The sequence below is a fragment of the Dongia deserti genome, assembly GCF_003574735.1.
GTDB lineage: Bacteria > Pseudomonadota > Alphaproteobacteria > Dongiales > Dongiaceae > Dongia_A > Dongia_A deserti.
Genome location: NZ_QORW01000014.1, coordinates 133,698 through 148,942, shown reverse-complemented (window position 1 = coordinate 148,942; position 15,245 = coordinate 133,698). Strand labels below are relative to the sequence as shown.

20 protein-coding genes are annotated in these 15,245 nt (G+C 65.7%); 18 read left to right on the top strand and 2 right to left on the bottom strand.

Annotated features, from left to right (window positions below; genetic code table 11):
• From DTX69_RS21335 to DTX69_RS21310, 6 genes are all read left to right on the top strand, one after another.
• The coding region (locus DTX69_RS21335; RefSeq protein WP_284735967.1) for a hypothetical protein at positions 1–353 on the top strand (353 nt) is incomplete at its 5' end.
• Positions 350–907, top strand: coding sequence for a hypothetical protein (locus DTX69_RS21330; protein WP_119303587.1), 558 nt, complete (start codon positions 350–352; stop codon positions 905–907). The genes DTX69_RS21335 and DTX69_RS21330, both read left to right, overlap by 4 nt.
• Positions 907–1,284 (top strand): hypothetical protein, encoded by a 378-nt coding sequence (locus tag DTX69_RS21325; protein ID WP_119303586.1) that lies wholly within the window; start codon positions 907–909, stop codon positions 1,282–1,284. The genes DTX69_RS21330 and DTX69_RS21325 overlap by 1 nt, the downstream gene beginning before the upstream one ends.
• A complete protein-coding gene (locus DTX69_RS21320; protein WP_119303584.1) occupies positions 1,281–2,033 on the top strand; it encodes a DUF1194 domain-containing protein in 753 nt (250 codons plus the stop codon). Before DTX69_RS21325 ends, DTX69_RS21320 begins: the two co-directional genes overlap by 4 nt.
• Positions 2,034–2,192: 159 nt before the next feature.
• Positions 2,193–2,897, top strand: a complete 705-nt coding sequence (locus DTX69_RS21315; protein WP_119303583.1) for a DNA adenine methylase — start codon at positions 2,193–2,195, stop codon at positions 2,895–2,897.
• Between the two features lie 32 nt (positions 2,898–2,929).
• Positions 2,930–3,340, top strand: a complete 411-nt coding sequence (locus DTX69_RS21310; RefSeq protein WP_119303582.1) for a response regulator — start codon at positions 2,930–2,932, stop codon at positions 3,338–3,340.
• A gap of 168 nt (positions 3,341–3,508) precedes the next feature.
• Here the strand turns inward: DTX69_RS21310 and DTX69_RS21305 are convergent, their stop codons facing one another.
• Positions 3,509–3,964, bottom strand: coding sequence for a pyridoxamine 5'-phosphate oxidase family protein (locus tag DTX69_RS21305; RefSeq protein WP_119303580.1), 456 nt, complete (start codon positions 3,962–3,964; stop codon positions 3,509–3,511).
• A 144-nt stretch (positions 3,965–4,108) separates the two neighbouring features.
• Between DTX69_RS21305 and DTX69_RS21300 the strand changes: the two genes are divergently transcribed.
• The 9 genes from DTX69_RS21300 (at position 4,109) to DTX69_RS21260 (ending at position 12,006) form a co-directional block, all read left to right on the top strand.
• Positions 4,109–4,804, top strand: coding sequence for a response regulator transcription factor (locus DTX69_RS21300; RefSeq protein ID WP_119303578.1), 696 nt, complete (start codon positions 4,109–4,111; stop codon positions 4,802–4,804).
• Between the two features lie 288 nt (positions 4,805–5,092).
• Positions 5,093–6,874, top strand: a complete 1,782-nt coding sequence (locus DTX69_RS21295; protein ID WP_284735966.1) for a stimulus-sensing domain-containing protein — start codon at positions 5,093–5,095, stop codon at positions 6,872–6,874.
• A 154-nt stretch (positions 6,875–7,028) separates the two neighbouring features.
• Positions 7,029–7,496 carry an HPr kinase/phosphorylase gene (locus DTX69_RS21290; protein ID WP_162917422.1) on the top strand — a complete coding sequence of 156 codons (468 nt, stop codon included), beginning with the start codon at positions 7,029–7,031 and terminating at the stop codon, positions 7,494–7,496.
• Positions 7,493–8,443, top strand: coding sequence for an RNase adapter RapZ (gene rapZ / locus DTX69_RS21285; RefSeq protein ID WP_119303575.1), 951 nt, complete (start codon positions 7,493–7,495; stop codon positions 8,441–8,443). The genes DTX69_RS21290 and rapZ overlap by 4 nt, the downstream gene beginning before the upstream one ends.
• 31 nt (positions 8,444–8,474) lie before the next feature.
• The gene (locus DTX69_RS21280) at positions 8,475–8,879 is read left to right on the top strand and encodes a PTS sugar transporter subunit IIA (protein WP_119303574.1); all 405 of its coding nucleotides are present in this window, start codon (positions 8,475–8,477) and stop codon (positions 8,877–8,879) included.
• Positions 8,880–9,056: 177 nt separating this feature from the next.
• Entirely contained in the window at positions 9,057–9,338 is a 282-nt protein-coding gene (locus DTX69_RS21275) for an HPr family phosphocarrier protein (protein ID WP_119303572.1), read from the top strand.
• On the top strand, positions 9,328–11,133 hold the full coding sequence (gene ptsP, locus DTX69_RS21270; RefSeq protein WP_119303571.1) for a phosphoenolpyruvate--protein phosphotransferase: 1,806 nt from the start codon (positions 9,328–9,330) through the stop codon (positions 11,131–11,133). Before DTX69_RS21275 ends, ptsP begins: the two co-directional genes overlap by 11 nt.
• Positions 11,134–11,220: 87 nt before the next feature.
• The gene (locus tag DTX69_RS21265; protein ID WP_119303570.1) at positions 11,221–11,451 is read left to right on the top strand and encodes a hypothetical protein; all 231 of its coding nucleotides are present in this window, start codon (positions 11,221–11,223) and stop codon (positions 11,449–11,451) included.
• A 12-nt stretch (positions 11,452–11,463) separates the two neighbouring features.
• Positions 11,464–12,006, top strand: a complete 543-nt coding sequence (locus tag DTX69_RS21260) for a DUF4166 domain-containing protein (protein ID WP_119303569.1) — start codon at positions 11,464–11,466, stop codon at positions 12,004–12,006.
• An 18-nt stretch (positions 12,007–12,024) separates the two neighbouring features.
• Here DTX69_RS21260 and DTX69_RS21255 read toward each other — a convergent pair whose 3' ends face one another.
• Positions 12,025–12,753 carry a cytochrome c biogenesis protein CcdA gene (locus DTX69_RS21255; protein ID WP_119303567.1) on the bottom strand — a complete coding sequence of 243 codons (729 nt, stop codon included), beginning with the start codon at positions 12,751–12,753 and terminating at the stop codon, positions 12,025–12,027.
• Between the two features lie 127 nt (positions 12,754–12,880).
• On the opposite strand from DTX69_RS21255, the gene DTX69_RS30295 reads away from it, so the two are divergent.
• From DTX69_RS30295 to ahcY, 3 genes are all read left to right on the top strand, one after another.
• Entirely contained in the window at positions 12,881–13,018 is a 138-nt protein-coding gene (locus DTX69_RS30295; protein ID WP_162917421.1) for a hypothetical protein, read from the top strand.
• Positions 13,019–13,162: 144 nt separating this feature from the next.
• Positions 13,163–13,834 carry a TIGR02117 family protein gene (locus tag DTX69_RS21250; protein ID WP_119303566.1) on the top strand — a complete coding sequence of 224 codons (672 nt, stop codon included), beginning with the start codon at positions 13,163–13,165 and terminating at the stop codon, positions 13,832–13,834.
• Positions 13,835–13,919: 85 nt separating this feature from the next.
• Positions 13,920–15,215, top strand: a complete 1,296-nt coding sequence (gene ahcY, locus DTX69_RS21245) for an adenosylhomocysteinase (RefSeq protein WP_119303565.1) — start codon at positions 13,920–13,922, stop codon at positions 15,213–15,215.
• Positions 15,216–15,245 lie beyond the last annotated feature (30 nt).

Here is a 15,245-nt window from a genome sequence, read left to right as displayed (position 1 = left end):
CCAGTGCCGGCCTGGCGCAGATGCAATGCTCCAGCTACGGCAGCATCAGCGTGTTCGCCGGCTATTCGATTGTCTCCGGCGCGGCGCGGCACATCTACTGCGCTACTGGCGGCGTTGTTAGCGGCAGTGGACAGACGATCACACTGGTTGGCACGCCGAACTTCTCCGGTGCCTTCGTCCAAGCCCAAGACCTCGCCTATGTCGCCTTCACAAGCATCACCTGGAGCGGCTCGGCGACCGGCACGCGTTACAACGGCTCCGGCAATTCCATAATCCAGACCGCCGGCGGCGGCGCCACCTATCTTCCTGGCAACGCGGCGGGCACCACCTCAACAGGAGCGCAATATCTATGAAGTCGCAGCGCATCGAGATCGAAAAGGGCGTGTTCATCGATCGCTTCGAAGCGGCCCGCCGGGTCGGCGCGCGCGCTGGGGTTGGCGGGGCGGCCAGCGAGCGCGCCGACCTTCAATCCAAGACCTACGCTCCGCGCGACTGGTACTGGCAGATCAAGGGCGATGCCGGCTTCGTGTGGTCGAGCGCGCGCAACGCACGCGTGCCGATCGCGGATCTTGCCTTCCAGGCCTGGCTCGGCGAGGGCGGCAGCCTCACCTATATCGCCTCGATCGAGGAGATGCGCGACGTGTGGGCCAAGCACGGCATGGTCCAGGACACCAGCGCGCAATACCGCTTGGCGCGCAAGCAGCGCTACATCACCGAGCTGCACAAGCCGGAAGCGGAGGAAGAGCCCAGCTTCGAGAACACCGTCGGCGACGTGCTCGACATCCTCCTGACGCAGGTCGAGGCGATGCGCCAGGACGCCGGTGCACCGGCCACGGCGGAGTTCGCCGCGCTGATCCAGCGCATCCTTGAGATCAAGGCGGAGACGCCCAAGCCAGCGGAGAAGTGATGCGCACCGTCGCCAACATCCAGGACATCGTCTCAAAGGTCGCTTTCAGCCTGATCCCGAGCTGGCGTCTCGTTGTCCACTACTATGTGCCTGGCGAGATCTATCTCCAGGTCGAGGACACGGACGCCCGCTGCGCGGTGACCGGCGAGCCGATCACCTGGCGCGGCCGCAAATGGCTGCTCTCGTATCACATGACGGAGACGGAGATCGTCTGCACCGCCTTCAAGGCACTTGCCGCCGCGCTCGATCACGAACTGCGCGAGCACTTCACCTACAAGGGCGCCCGCGTCTTCGACCCGCACCGCTCGATCGCGCTGCTGGTCGAGATCGCGGGCCGGGCCGATGCGCTGGACGTGAGAGAGGAGCCGAAGCCATGACCGGCATGGAGAAACTGCTGTGGGCCGCCTTGGGGCTTGTGCTGGCCGTCATCCTGATGGTCGCCATGGTTGCCGCGCATGCCGCCGAGGAGCGCACGGAGGTCGACGCCAATCTCATCACGGGCCTCGACGTGTCGTCGTCGATCAACGCACAGGAAACGATGCTTCAGATCGAGGGCATGGCACACGCGATCCAATCGCCAGCGGTCGTCGCCGCGATCCAGCAGGGCAAGCTGGGGCGAATCGGCTTCACCGTGTTCCTGTGGGCCGATGGCGACTATCCGGCGGTGGGCACGTGGCGATCGATCGCGTCGGCCGAGGACGCGGCGGCGGCGGGCGAAGAGATCCTGGCGCGCCTGCAGGCGATCCTGGACAAGGACACCAAGTCGGTCGGCACGCTCACCAATCTCTCCGGCGCCTTGGACCATGCGGCGGCGCTGATCCGCGAGTCGCCGTTCCAGGCGGGGCGCGTGCTGGTCAACATCATCGGCAACGGCGAAGACAATGTCGGCGAAGGTCCGAGCCGCGCGCGGGGCGAGCTGCTGTCGATCGGCGCCACCATCAACGGCGTGGTGGTCGGCGCCGACCCGGCGGTGGTCGGCTATTTCCGCAAGCAGGTGGTCGGCGGCAAAGGCGCCTTCACCCTCACGGCCACCGGACCGGGCGACCTGGCCAACGTGCTGGCCATGAAGTTCGTGACCGAGGTCTCGAGGGCCGAGCCGAGCGTGGAGGTGGCCAAAACACCGTGAACAGTCGACTTGCTTTTCCTCTGCCGGCCAACGGCCGGCGGGGGCCGCGCTGTTAGAGCAGCGCGAACCGCGAGAGCGACCTCGCACGACCATCATCGGCCGAACAACGGCCGTCCCGCCACCCCTGCAGGGGCGGAAGAATGATCGTGAGAATCCCTTATGAAATCCTTTCGAGAGGTGGAGCCGGCGCGCCCGGTGGCACCCTATGTCGGTGGCAAGCGCAATCTGGCCGACCGCCTGGTCAAGCGCATCGAGCGCATCACGCACAGCGTCTATGCCGAGCCCTTCGTGGGCATGGGCGGCGTGTTCCTGCGCCGGCGATCGGCGCCCGCTGTGGAGATCATCAACGACCGCAGCAAGGACGTGGCGACGCTCTTCCGCGTGGTGCAGCGGCACTATGTGCCCTTCACCGAGATGATCCGCTGGCAGCTCACCACGCGCGCCGACTTCGAGCGGCTGTCACGCACAGATCCCGAGACGCTGACGGACCTGGAGCGCGCGGCGCGTTTTCTCTACCTGCAGCGCACGGCCTTCGGCGGGAAGGTCAGCGGGCGCAACTTCGGCGTCTCGTTCCAGCATCCGGCGCGCTTCGACCTGGCGCGGGTGCTGCCGATGCTGGAGGCGCTGCACGAGCGGCTCAACGGCGTCACCATCGAGTGCCTGCCGTTCGACGCCTTCATTGCCCGGTACGATCGCCAGGGCACGCTGTTCTTCCTCGACCCGCCCTATTGGGGCAGCGAGAAGGACTATGGCGCGGAGCTGTTCGACCGGGGTTGCTTCGCTGCGCTCGCGGGGCAGCTCGCCGGCATCAAGGGCAGATTCCTGGCCAAGCGCGCCGGCGAGCTGATTGTGGAGGGACCGTGACAGGCATCTCAGAGCCGGCCTATACTCGGCTTATGGTCCTACCTCAACATGGCCGGCGCGTTCGCGTCTTGGTAGTGGATGATAATCCGCAAGTTGCCACGATCACGCGGCAAATGGCGGAGCAACTGGGGCACGCGGTCGAGTCGATCGAAGACAGCCGTCACTTCGTCACGGCCGTCGTCCGATTCAAGCCCGATGTCATCGTCATCGATGTTCTGATGCCGGAGGTTGACGGCTTCGAGTTAACGCAGTGTTTGATCGACCTCGATTACACCGGTCACCTGGTGGTGATGTCGGGGGCAGAGAACTATCCGGCGATGGTCGCTGCCATCGCCAAGGCTAAGGGCCGGATGACCGTGGCCGCACTTCACAAGCCCTTTCGCATGGCGGAGCTGCGGTCTGCGCTCGGGCAGGCCGCTGGACGGAGCAGCTCCGAGGGTTAAAATGCCGCTTTTCGGGGGTTCAAACGGCCGTGGAAGCCCGCTTTTTGGAGGTGCGCAAATCAAGTGTCCGAACTGCGCAATTCATGTGGCGCGCTTCACTCGCTTCCCCCACCACGACTCTTCCCCATGGGGGAGGGGGAACCGTGCGAGCTTGCGCCGGCGTACCCATCATTCCTTCAGCTCCTCGGGCTTCAGGCGGAAGATGCGGCCGAAGCCGGCGACGAACAGGCCTTCGAAGAAGCGGAAGCGGTAGAAGCGGAAATCGCCGAAGCCGGCATACATCTCCGCCTCGGGGTGAGCTTTCAGGTAACGCTCCCTGTCGCCTTTCTGATCGGGGGAGACGCTGACTTCTCCCACCAGCGTCAGGCGCGGGCCGGTCAGCGGCTCCTTCAGCTCGAGCGTGCCGTCCATCAGGAGCGAGGCGCGCGGGTCGCGCTGCAGGTTCTTGGCGTGGTCCGAAAGATCGGAGAGCAGCAGGATGATCTCGCCATCGGCACTCAGGGCCGGCAGGACCAGCGACACAAAGGGATAGAGCTTGCCCTCGCGCTCGGCGAGGCTGCCCAGGGAACCGCGCGGCATCCCCAAGAGCGCGCGGGCCTCGGCAGCGTGATCGGGCTTGTTCATCGCTGTTTTCCCTTAACCATACCAATTCAATTCCACATCATTAAGTCGCTGGAATTACGCCGTAATTCCGCCGTTTTCCGAGCCATGCTTGGCAGGGCTGGGGTAATTCTATAAACCTTGCCTTCAAGAGAGGAGTCCCAACACGTGCCGCAGACAATTGCGCTGGTTGACGACGACCGAAACATCCTCACCTCTGTTGCGATGACATTGGAAGCCGAGGGGTTTGCGGTCCGCACCTATACCGACGGCGCGGAGGCCCTGCGCGGGCTGATGCAGCAGCCGGTCGACCTTGCCGTGCTCGACATCAAGATGCCGCGCATGGATGGCATGGAGCTTTTAGAGAAGCTGCGCAAGTCGAGCGACCTGCCGGTCATCTTTCTCACCTCCAAGGATGACGAGGTGGACGAGTTGATGGGCCTGCGCATGGGCGCGGACGACTACATCAAGAAGCCGTTCTCGCAGCGGCTCTTGATCGAGCGCATCCGCACCCTGCTGCGGCGCGAGGCCCATCGCAGCGCAACCGAGAAGGGCGGCGAAGCGGCGATCATGCGCGGCGACCTGACGCTGGATCCCAACCGGCACCTCTGCACCTGGAAGAACCAGCCGGTGGAGCTGACGGTCACGGAGTTTCTGCTCTTGAAGGCGCTGGCGCAGCGCCCGGGCCATGTGAAGAGCCGCGATCAGCTGATGGATTCGGCTTATGGCGAAAACATCTATGTCGATGACCGCACCATCGACAGCCACATCAAGCGGCTGCGCAAGAAGTTCAAGGCGCTCGACGGCGAGTTCAACCAAATCGAGACGCTCTATGGCGTCGGCTATCGCTACCGTGATGGGTAGGACCGGCAGCGCTTCCGCAAGCGGCGGGACGACCCGCACAAGAAGACCCCTTCCCCCCTTGTGGGGGAAGGTTGGGATGAGGGGTGATGCAGCGTTGCGGCCGAGAGAATTGGCGCTCCTTCGAGCGCGCGCGGCCGTCGCCGCGCTACCCCCCATCCAGCTGCGCCCCCGCGGACGAATGTCCGCATTCGCGGACGGCGGCTCACTTCGTTCGCTGAGGCTCCGCATCCTTCCCCCACAAGGGGGGAAGGGGATCCTTGTTTGGGAGAGCGGGCAGAGGCTGCTGCGATGAACGAGATCGCGCGCACCACGACGGGGAAGGAATTGGAGGGCGGGGCGCGGTCCGAGGGATCGCGCCTTTCGCCCTTGGAGAAGGCTGCGCCGCCGATCCTGCAACCCGAGCCGGAGATGCGGGTCGAGCGCTCGAAGCCGACGCCGGGCGCGCGCGAGGCACTCGAGGGCCGGCGCGGCCCGCGCCGCCGGCCGCTGTGGAAGTCGCCGCTCACGCGCCGCATCCTGGCGGTCAACATCGTCGCGCTCTTCATTCCCGTGGTCGGGCTGCTCTACCTCGACAATTACCGGCAGAGTCTGATCGAGTCGGAACTGGAGCTGCTGAAGACCGAAGGCAAGTTGTTCTCCGGTGCGCTGGCGGCCAGCGGTGTCGTCACCGGGCCGCTGGGCGAGGAACGGCTGTTGCCGGAGACCACACGGCAAACGGTGCGGCGCCTAGTCGACGTGTCGCAGACGCGGGCGCGTTTGTTCTCCCCCGATGGGTCGCTGATCGCGGATTCGTTCCTGCTGTCCGGCCCGGGCGGCGTCGTGGAGATGCAGCCGCTCGCGCCGCTGAATGCCGACGATTCCTTCCTGTGGCGTGCGATCACCGGGATCTATGACTGGATCGCCGGCCTGTTGCCGGACAGCAAGCCGCTGCCGCCGTACGCCGAATCCACCGTGCAGTCGGCCCAGGACTACGAGGAGGTGCAGAAGTCGCTGGCCGGCGAGACCGCGACCGCGGTGCGCGACGCCGGCGGGGGGCGCCTGATCCTCAGCGTCGCCGTCCCCGTGCAGCGTTATCGGCAGGTGCTGGGCGCATTATTTCTCACCAAACCAGGCGATTCGATCGAAGCGATCATGCGCGACACGCGCCTCACCATCCTCGGCGTGTTCGCGGTAGCGCTATCTGTGACGGTACTGCTCTCGCTCTATCTCGGCAGCACAATCGCCTGGCCGATGCATCGCCTGGCGGATGCGGCCGAGCGCGTGCGACGCGCCAAAGGGCGGCAGGTGAAAATCCCCGATCTGTCGCATCGCAAGGACGAGATCGGCGAGCTATCCGGCGCGCTGCGCGACATGACGCAAGCGGTGTGGAAGCGCATGGATGCGATCGAGCGCTTCGCCGCGGACGTCTCGCACGAGATCAAGAACCCCCTCACCTCGCTCCGCAGCGCGGTGGAGACCGCTGCGCGGATCGACGATCCCGTGCAGCAACGGCGCCTCATGACCATCATCCTGGACGACGTGCAGCGGCTCAACCGCCTGATCACGGACATCTCCGATGCCTCACGCATCGACGCGGAAATGTCGCGCGCCGATGCCGAGCCCGTGTCGATGCGTGAGCTGCTGACCGCGATCGCGGATATTTATGGTGCGACGGTCGATGCCGATGCACCGCGCATCGAAGTGATCGCGCGCGAGGGCGATTCGCTGATGGTGCTCGGCATGGAAGGCAGGCTGGGCCAGGTGCTGCGCAACCTGGTCAGTAACGCCGTCTCCTTCAGCCCGCCGGGCGGCGTCATCACCTTGACCGGCTGGCGCGAGCACGGCCACGTGCTGGTGACGGTGGAGGACAACGGCCCCGGCATTCCGCCGGACAAGCTGAAGGCGATCTTCGAGCGGTTCTATTCGGAGCGGCCGGAGGGCGAGAAGTTCGGCACGCATTCGGGCCTCGGCCTCTCCATCTCGCACCAGATCGTCGAGGCGCACGGCGGCACGCTGACCGCGGACAACATGATCGGGCCCGAGGGCAATGTGCGCGGCGCCTGCTTCACCATCGAACTACCGGCGTATTGATGACCGTGGCTGAGCACAGATGCGATCTGCTTCTCCCTCCCCCAAGCTGGGGGAGGGTTGGGGTGGGGGTTGTTCTCTCCGCCGAAGATCGCGTCGAGCTGAAGCGCCGTCGCCCCCACCCTAACCCTCCCCCGCCTCGGGGGAGGGAACTGCTTTGACGGCGTCACGTATGCGCAGGCTGGTCAACGGAACGGCGGTGGCGTGGCGGGGGCAGGGAATCTTGATGCTGGGGCCGACGGGCTCGGGCAAGTCGGATCTGACGCTGCGGCTGATCGATTCGGGTGCAACCCTCATCGCCGACGACGTGGTGGAGATGAAGCGCGAGGGCGAGCAGCTGCTGCTGTCCTTCCCGCCGGAGGGACCGGCGGACCTCAAGGGCAAGATGGAGGTGAAGGGACTCGGCATCATGAGCGTGCCAGCGGCGCCACCGGATGTGCCGCTTTCGCTGGTGCTCCAATCCAGGCCTTTGGGCGAGGTCGAGCTCATCCCAGAATCGCTGGAATCTGAATGGCTTGGCCTCATGGTGACGACCATCGGCATCCACCTGCGAGAACCCTCGGCCCCTGCCAAAGTCCGGCTTGCTCTGGCCAAGCTGACGCGCTCTATAATCCCGCCCTCATGACCACCCAAACCACAGCGGGCCGGGAGCAAGCCTCCTCCAACTCTGCGCCCGCCACGCAGGACCGCCGACGCGTGCTGCTCATCTCCGGCCTGGCCGGCGCAGGGCGGACCACGGCTTTGCGCGCGCTCGAGGACCTCGGCTACGAAGCGATCGACAACCTGCCGCTGGAACTGCTGCCGCATCTGGTGAGCGGCATCGCCAGCGGGGACGCACGCGGGCCGATCGCGATCGGCATCGACAGCCGCTCGCGCGGCTTCAGCGGTGAGGACTTCCTGAAGCGGATCGAAGCGCTCAAGGCCGATCCGCTGTTCGAGATCGTGCTGATGTTCCTGGATTGCTCCGACGAGGTGCTCATCCGCCGGTTCACGGAGACGCGCCGGCGGCATCCCCTCGCCCCCGACCGCAACGTCGCCGACGGTATCGCGCAGGAGCGGACGCTGATGTTTCCGGTGCGCGCGGTGGCGGACCTGGTGGTCGACACCTCCAACCGGTCGATGGCGGAGCTGAAGCGGCTGATCACCGAGCGCTTCGCGCTGGACCGGCAGCCAGGCCTCGCCATCACGGTAATGTCGTTCTCCTATCGCATGGGCGTGCCGCGCGAAGCCGACCTGGTGTTCGACGTGCGCTTCCTCGCCAATCCGCACTACGTCGATGCGCTGCAGCCGCTGGATGGCGAAGCGCCGGAGGTCGCGCGCTTCATCGAGCGCGACCCGGGCGTCGCCGGCTTCATGACATCGCTCGAAGGGCTCGTCCTGCCGCTGCTCCCGAGCTATGAGCGCGAGGGCAAAAGCTATCTCACCATTGCCGTCGGGTGCACCGGCGGAAAGCACCGATCGGTCTATGTCGCCAGGAAGCTGGCGGACGCCCTCCGAGCGAGCGGCCGTCCGATCGCGGTCCTTCACCGCGATCTGGCACGCGAGCTCTCCGGCCGATCGGAACAAACATAAGAACGGGGCATAAGACAACAGGGATGCGTCAATGATTGGCATGGTTCTGGTAACCCACGGCAGGCTGGCCGCCGAGTTCCTGGCGGCGCTGGAGCACGTGGTCGGCAAGCAGCAGAAGGTCGCGACCGTCTGCATCGGGGCGGAAGACGACATGGAGCAGCGCCGCAAGGAGATCCTGGACCGTGTCCAGGAGGTGGAGAACGGCGACGGCGTGGTGTTGTTGACCGACATGTTCGGTGGGACGCCCTCCAACCTCGCCATCTCCGTGCTCGACCGCGCCAATGTCGAAGTGATCGCCGGCATCAATCTGCCCATGCTGATCAAGCTCGCCGGCATGCGCGAAGGCCACACCCTGCAAGCCGCCGTCACCGCTGCCCAGGAGGCGGGGCGCAAATACATCAACGTCGCCTCGCAATTGCTGGCCGCGCGGGGGTAGCATCTCAGTGGCTGGCTGGCGGCTGGTGAAGATGATGAGTATCCGAACGAAGCGAAATCCCCTCCCCCGACACGGGGGAGGGTTAGGGAGGGGGAAGCCGCGTCTCCCCTGCACACAATCATCGCTCGCTTCCCCTACCCCGGCCCTCCTCCAGTTTGGGGGAGGGGGAACAACAGCATGAAGCCCGACGGCGCGATCACACGGACGGCCAGCATCTGCAATCAGCGCGGGCTGCATGCGCGGGCGGCGGCGAAGTTCGTGAAGGTGGCGGGCGGCTTCAACGCGCAGGTCCGCGTCATCAAGGGCGACATGGACGTTTCCGGTACTTCCATCATGGGTCTGATGATGCTGGCGGCGGGCATCGGCACCGACATCGAGCTGCGCGCCAGCGGGGCGCAGGCCAGCGAGGCGATGCAGGCGCTGGTCGACCTCATCGAGCGGAAATTCGATGAAGAGTGACGACAAGGGCAAGGCGCGCCGCCTGCGCCGACTGCAGGAACGCGGAGCCGAGCGCGCGTTCGAAGGCCTGGGCGTCGCGCCGGGCATCGGCATCGGCCAGGTGCATGTGGTCGAGACCGGCATGATCACCGTCTCCGAATACCAGATCGCCGAGGACAAGATCGAAGCCGAGCTCGAGCGCTTCCACAACGCCGTGCAGAAATCCCAGCGCCAGCTGCGCAAGCTCTCCAGCAAGGCGGAGGAGCTGCATGGTGCTGCGGCGGAAGAACTAGGTTTCCTGCTGGAAGCGCACAAGCAGATGCTGACCGGCTCGCGCGTGACGCGCGGGGTGGAGAGCCGCATCCGCGAGCACCGCGTGAACGCCGAGGCGGCGGTGCAGTTCGTCATCAGCAAGGTCGAGCAGGATTTCGCCTCGCTCGACGACCCCTATCTCTCGGCGCGCGCCGACGACGTGCGCGAGGTCGGCAACCGCATCTTGCGCAACCTGACCCAGACGGCCTACGAGGCGTTCAAGAATTTGCCCGCCGGCTCCATCGTGGTGGCGGAGGAATTGACGCCAGCCGACACCGCCCTGCTCGACCCGAAGACCATCGAAGGCTTCGCGACGGTGCTGGGCGGCAAGGAAGGCCACACCGCGATCATGGCGCGCTCGCTGGGCCTGCCCGCAGTGCTCGGCATTCCCGACCTGCTGCGCTTCGCGCGCACGGGGCAGGGCATCATCGTCGATGGCGGCGCGGGGCGCGTCATCCTCAATCCGACGCCCGCCACCATCGAGGACTACCAGCGCCGGCTGGAGATCATCGAACGCGACGAGCGGCAGCTGACGCGCCTGCGCAAGCTGCCCTCGGTCACGCGCGACGGGCAGCGCATCGGGCTGCTCGCCAACGTGGAGCTGCCGCGCGAGGCGGAGATGGCGATGCATGCCGGCGCGGAAGGCGTCGGGCTGCTGCGCACCGAGTTCCTTTTCATGAACCGCGACGACCTGCCGGACGAGGACGAGCAGTACCAGGCGCTGCGCCAGATCGTCGAGACGATGGAGGGCCAGCCGGTCACCATCCGCACCCTCGACGTCGGCGGCGAGAAGCTGGCGCCATCCTTGCGCGATCACCTGGGCGAGTCGGCCAATCCGGCGCTCGGCCTGCGCGCGATCCGCCTCAGCCTCAAGAGGCGCGAGCTGCTGGACGCGCAACTGGCGGCGATCCTGCGCGCGGGCGTGCATGGGCCGGTGCGCATCCTGCTGCCCATGATCTCCTCCACCTCGGAGGTGAAGCAGGTGCGCGAAGCGCTGCTGCAGGTGGCGCGGCGGCTCAAACGCCGTGGGCTGAAGCTGCCCGATCCGCTGCCGCCGCTCGGCGTGATGATCGAAGTGCCGGGCGCGGCGCTCTCCGCCGATGCGTTGACCCAGGTCGCGGACTTCTTCGCCATCGGCTCCAACGACCTCACGATGTATACGCTGGCGATCGACCGCGGCGAAGAGCAGGTCGCATACCTCTACAACCCGCTGCATCCGGCGGTGCTGCGCCTGGTGCAATTCGCCACCGAAGCCGCCTTGCGCGCGCGCATTCCGGTCAGCGTATGCGGCGAGATCGCGGGCGATCCCAAGTTCGCGCCGCTTCTGCTCGGCCTCGGCATCCAGGATCTCAGCATGGCGGCGAATTCCCTGCCCCGCGTGAAGCAGCGCATCCGCAATCTGGATTACTTGGCCTCGGCCCGCTTCGCGCGCCAGGTGATGGACCAGTGGGACTCCGGCCGCATCGCGATGCTGCTCGACGATTTCAACGCGCTGGCGACGTGAGCGCGAAGGGCAGCCGCTCGCTTCGCAACCTGCTCAGCGCCGCAAAACGCAGCGCGATCGACGCGCAGTACCGGCTCGCGGCGATGCTTGCCTCGGCAGTGGCTGCTCGCGCACATCTATATGGTCGGGCTGTACGGTCAACCGAGGGACCTGGAGAAGGCCGCCTACTACAACGTGCTTTCCCTCGGACCGCGATACGGGCACATCGCCGCCGTGCTCGCGCACAGGATGCAGACGCGCAATGGCATCACGGCGCCCATCCTGGCCCGCGCCCTGCTCAAGGTGGCAGCGGAGTCGCGCGGCCGTTCAAGACGGTAAAATCCGACCACCATGCCGCATGATCTGACGCAAGCCAGCGCGAACGCGTTTCAAATTTGCCTCGGTGCCGCGTTCGATCGATTGCCTGACACGATCCGGCGTGCGCACAGCGGCACCATTCGACTGAACGGCTACGCGCGCGTATCGCGCGGCGGACCAATCGCCGACCTGCTGGCGAACGTCATGGGATTGCCGCCCGCGGCAGCGAAGGTCGCGATGTCAGTCGAAGGCGTTCATCTGCCGGATCGCATGATCTGGAAGCGCCGGTTCGGCGACCGCAGGTTCGAATCCTGCTTCAGACTGCAAGAAAGCCGCCTCGTCGAATCTCTCGGTCCGTTCCGACTGCATATGCAGCTGGCAGTGCAAGATGGCCGCTTGCGTTACATGCTGGAGCGAGTGACGCTCTTCGGAATCGCAGTGCCGCTCGACTTGGCGCCGAGCCTTGAGGCTTGGGAGGGTGAGCGTGACGGGCGCTATGATTTCGCGGTAGAAGTGCGGTTGCCCTTTGTCGGACGGCTCGTGCGCTATGAAGGGCTGCTCGATCTCGTTCCTTGAACTTTTTCAGGTTCCGGCTCACGGCCAGGGCTTGAGCCAGCCGGCATAGATCGTGGCCTGCAAGAAGAAGTATGCCGCCGCGCCCAGGATCACGATTCCGCTGACGCGCTCGACCCAGCGGATGAAGCTGCGCGTGCGGCGCAGGTGGCTTACCCTTCCAGCGATGCCGCCAGCGAGCACGATCGGAATGCCTCGCGTGATGCCGAAGGTGAACATCAGGATTCCGCCCATCGCCGGATCGGCCGTGGACGCGGCCGCCGCGACCACGGGGAGCACCAGCGGCGTGCAAGCAGGGCAGGTCGACAGACCGAAAGGCAGGCCCAGTAGATAGCTTCCCAAGAACGTCCGGCGTGACGGCAGCGACGGCGAGAGCGCGGGAATGGAGATGCGGATCACGCGCAGCAGCGCCAACCCTACGACCGCCAGCAGGGCGCCGAGCAAGGCGTAAGCAACCGCGAGCGCGCTCGCCAGGATCCGGAGCACGGCCAAGCCTGCCAATCCGAAGAGCGCCCCGACCAGCGCGTCGATGGTCGCGATCCCGAGCGCAAAGCCGAAAGCCAGGCGAATTCCGGCCCACGGCTCGGTGGGCTGGGCCGCCTCGCGCCCGCCGGCCAAGCCCGCAGCGACCGAAATCAGGGGCAAGGAGCTAGGCGCGAGTCCGACGACGAGGCCGGCCAGCGCAACGAGGCCGATGGCGAAGGCGCTCAGCCCGGATATGTTCTGCAGCAGCGGTTCGAGTTCTGCCATCTTCCTCCGCTACACCGGTCTTGCCGCCGGGCTCGTGCGTTCGAGGGCTGGCGCGTTGCGCCTCTTCGGAGAGGTCCAGGTAGGCATCCGCCAAGGTGGAGCCGATCGACGGCTCAGGACAAAGGACTTGCAGCGCGTCGACAAGATGTTCTGCCACATCCAGCCGGCCCGACGCGACTGCCATCGTGAAAAGCTCTTTGATACCTCTTTCCAATCGATCCTGGCGCATGGCGCGCTTCACGGCACCGGTTTCCATGCCGGATGATACATCGCTGCCACGTTGGAAGCTCAAGGGCCCAGGGACGCGGGACACGACCGGCGTAGGTCCGGCTTAGCGCAGGCCATGCCATATAAGGTGCTCCATCTTGCCGCCTGAATTTGGGCGCAATCCTTTACGATCCTGCGCGCCATGCGAGTCCTGATTCGCGCGCTGCTGAGTCTCGTGTGTATCGCCCTCGCCGCGCTGGCGCTCTACACCATCGCGGCGTTCGGGGCGCTGCTGTTCGTGCCGGAGCCGACCGAGCCCGAAGGGGGCATCGTGATCTATGCCTGCGACAATGGCGTGCACACCGACTTGGTCGTGCCGGTTGCTGCGGGGCATATGGATTGGCGCGCAGTGTTCGCGGCGGATGCCTTCACCGGGCCGGTCGCGTTCTTCGACCATATCGGCCTCGGCTGGGGCAGCCGCGATTTTTACATCAACACGCCGACCTGGGCGGATGTCGACATCGGCAGGGCGCTCAAATCGGTGCTGTGGGACGAGACGGTGCTGCATGTCGAGTATCGGCCGAAGCCGAGCGCGACGGAAAAGTGCCGGCAATGGCCGATGGACGCTGCCGCCTATGGCCGGATCGTGGACTTCGTCCGGGGCAGCCTGCGGCAATCGCAAGGCCGGCCGGTGCAGGCGGCGCCGGGCTATGGCGAGCGCGACACCTTCTATGTGGCCAACGGCCGCTACACCATCATCGAGACCTGCAACCAGTGGACCGCGCGGGCGCTCCGGCTGGGCGGCGCGCCGGTGGCACCTTGGACACCCTTCTCCTTCCTGGTCTTGTGGAATATGCCAATGATTTCAAGCTAGGGCCATGCATCAGCATGCCTTGTCGGGAGGGGGCGCGGCTGGTAGAAGGCGGCGGGCTTTCAAGCAGAAATTAACGGAGACCGGAATGGCCGCCTTCACCGATTACAAAGTCAAGGACATGAGCCTCGCCGAGTGGGGGCGGAAGGAAATCGACATCGCCGAAACCGAGATGCCGGGCCTGATGGCCCTGCGCAAGGAGTTCGGCGAATCGAAGCCGCTGAAAGGCGCACGCGTCGCCGGGTGCCTGCACATGACCATCCAGACCGCGGTGCTGATCGAGACGCTGATCGCGCTGGGCGCGGAGGTGCGCTGGTCGTCCTGCAACATCTTCTCCACGCAAGACCAGGCGGCGGCGGCGATCGCGGCGGCGGGCATCCCGGTGTTCGCCTGGAAGGGCATGAGCGAGGACGAGTTCTGGTGGTGCATCGAGCAGACCATCACCGGGCCCAACGGCTGGCACCCCAACATGATCCTGGATGACGGCGGCGACCTGACGCAGATCATGCACGACAAGTACCCGCAGCTGATGGAGCAGGTGAAGGGCATCAGCGAGGAGACCACGACCGGCGTCGGGCGGCTCTACGAGATGGCGCGCAAGGAGACGCTGCTGGTTCCCGCGATCAACGTCAACAACTCCGTTACCAAGTCGAAGTTCGACAATCTCTATGGCTGCCGCGAGAGCCTGGTGGACGGCATCAAGCGCGCGACCGACGTGATGATGGCGGGCAAGGTCGCGGTGGTCGCCGGCTTCGGCGACGTGGGCAAGGGCTCCGCCGCTTCGCTGCGCAGCCAGGGCGCGCGCGTGATGGTGACGGAAGTCGATCCCATCTGCGCGCTCCAGGCGGCGATGGAAGGCTACCAAGTGACCACGATGGAAGAGGCGGCGCCGGTCGGCGACATCTTCGTCACCGCCACCGGCAATGTCGACGTCATCACGCTCGACCACATGCGGCAGATGAAGCATCGCGCGATCGTGTGCAACATCGGCCACTTCGACAGCGAGATCCAGATCGCCGGCTTGCGGAACTACAAGTGGCACAACGTGAAGCCACAGGTGGACGAGGTCGAGTTCCCGGACGGCAAGCGCCTGATCGTGCTGGCTGAGGGACGCCTGGTGAACCTGGGCTGCGCGACGGGGCATCCCAGCTTCGTCATGTCCGCCTCCTTCACCAACCAGGTACTGGCGCAGATCGAGCTGTGGCAGAACTACAAGAAGTATTCGAGGCAGGTCTATGTGCTGCCGAAGCACCTGGACGAGAAGGTGGCGGCCCTGCATCTCGAGAAGATCGGCGTCAAGCTCACCAAGCTCACGCAGAAGCAGGCCGAGTATATCGGCGTCGCTGCGGCCGGACCGTTCAAGCCGGAGCATTATCGGTACTAGGCCGATCGTACTAGATCGCCAAAGCGGCGC

What these genes read in the sequence shown, in the direction of transcription:
- DTX69_RS21330 (WP_119303587.1), top strand. Translation starts at nt 350, where the DNA reads ATGAAGTCGCAGCGCATCGAGATCGAAAAGGGCGTGTTCATCGATCGC.
- DTX69_RS21325 (WP_119303586.1), top strand. Translation starts at nt 907, where the DNA reads ATGCGCACCGTCGCCAACATCCAGGACATCGTCTCAAAGGTCGCTTTC.
- DTX69_RS21320 (WP_119303584.1), top strand. Translation starts at nt 1,281, where the DNA reads ATGACCGGCATGGAGAAACTGCTGTGGGCCGCCTTGGGGCTTGTGCTG.
- DTX69_RS21315 (WP_119303583.1), top strand. Translation starts at nt 2,193, where the DNA reads ATGAAATCCTTTCGAGAGGTGGAGCCGGCGCGCCCGGTGGCACCCTAT.
- DTX69_RS21310 (WP_119303582.1), top strand. Translation starts at nt 2,930, where the DNA reads ATGGTCCTACCTCAACATGGCCGGCGCGTTCGCGTCTTGGTAGTGGAT.
- DTX69_RS21305 (WP_119303580.1), bottom strand. Translation starts at nt 3,964, where the DNA reads ATGAACAAGCCCGATCACGCTGCCGAGGCCCGCGCGCTCTTGGGGATG.
- DTX69_RS21295 (WP_284735966.1), top strand. Translation starts at nt 5,093, where the DNA reads ATGAACGAGATCGCGCGCACCACGACGGGGAAGGAATTGGAGGGCGGG.
- rapZ (WP_119303575.1), top strand. Translation starts at nt 7,493, where the DNA reads ATGACCACCCAAACCACAGCGGGCCGGGAGCAAGCCTCCTCCAACTCT.
- DTX69_RS21280 (WP_119303574.1), top strand. Translation starts at nt 8,475, where the DNA reads ATGATTGGCATGGTTCTGGTAACCCACGGCAGGCTGGCCGCCGAGTTC.
- DTX69_RS21275 (WP_119303572.1), top strand. Translation starts at nt 9,057, where the DNA reads ATGAAGCCCGACGGCGCGATCACACGGACGGCCAGCATCTGCAATCAG.
- ptsP (WP_119303571.1), top strand. Translation starts at nt 9,328, where the DNA reads ATGAAGAGTGACGACAAGGGCAAGGCGCGCCGCCTGCGCCGACTGCAG.
- DTX69_RS21260 (WP_119303569.1), top strand. Translation starts at nt 11,464, where the DNA reads ATGCCGCATGATCTGACGCAAGCCAGCGCGAACGCGTTTCAAATTTGC.
- DTX69_RS21255 (WP_119303567.1), bottom strand. Translation starts at nt 12,753, where the DNA reads ATGGCAGAACTCGAACCGCTGCTGCAGAACATATCCGGGCTGAGCGCC.
- DTX69_RS21250 (WP_119303566.1), top strand. Translation starts at nt 13,163, where the DNA reads ATGCGAGTCCTGATTCGCGCGCTGCTGAGTCTCGTGTGTATCGCCCTC.
- ahcY (WP_119303565.1), top strand. Translation starts at nt 13,920, where the DNA reads ATGGCCGCCTTCACCGATTACAAAGTCAAGGACATGAGCCTCGCCGAG.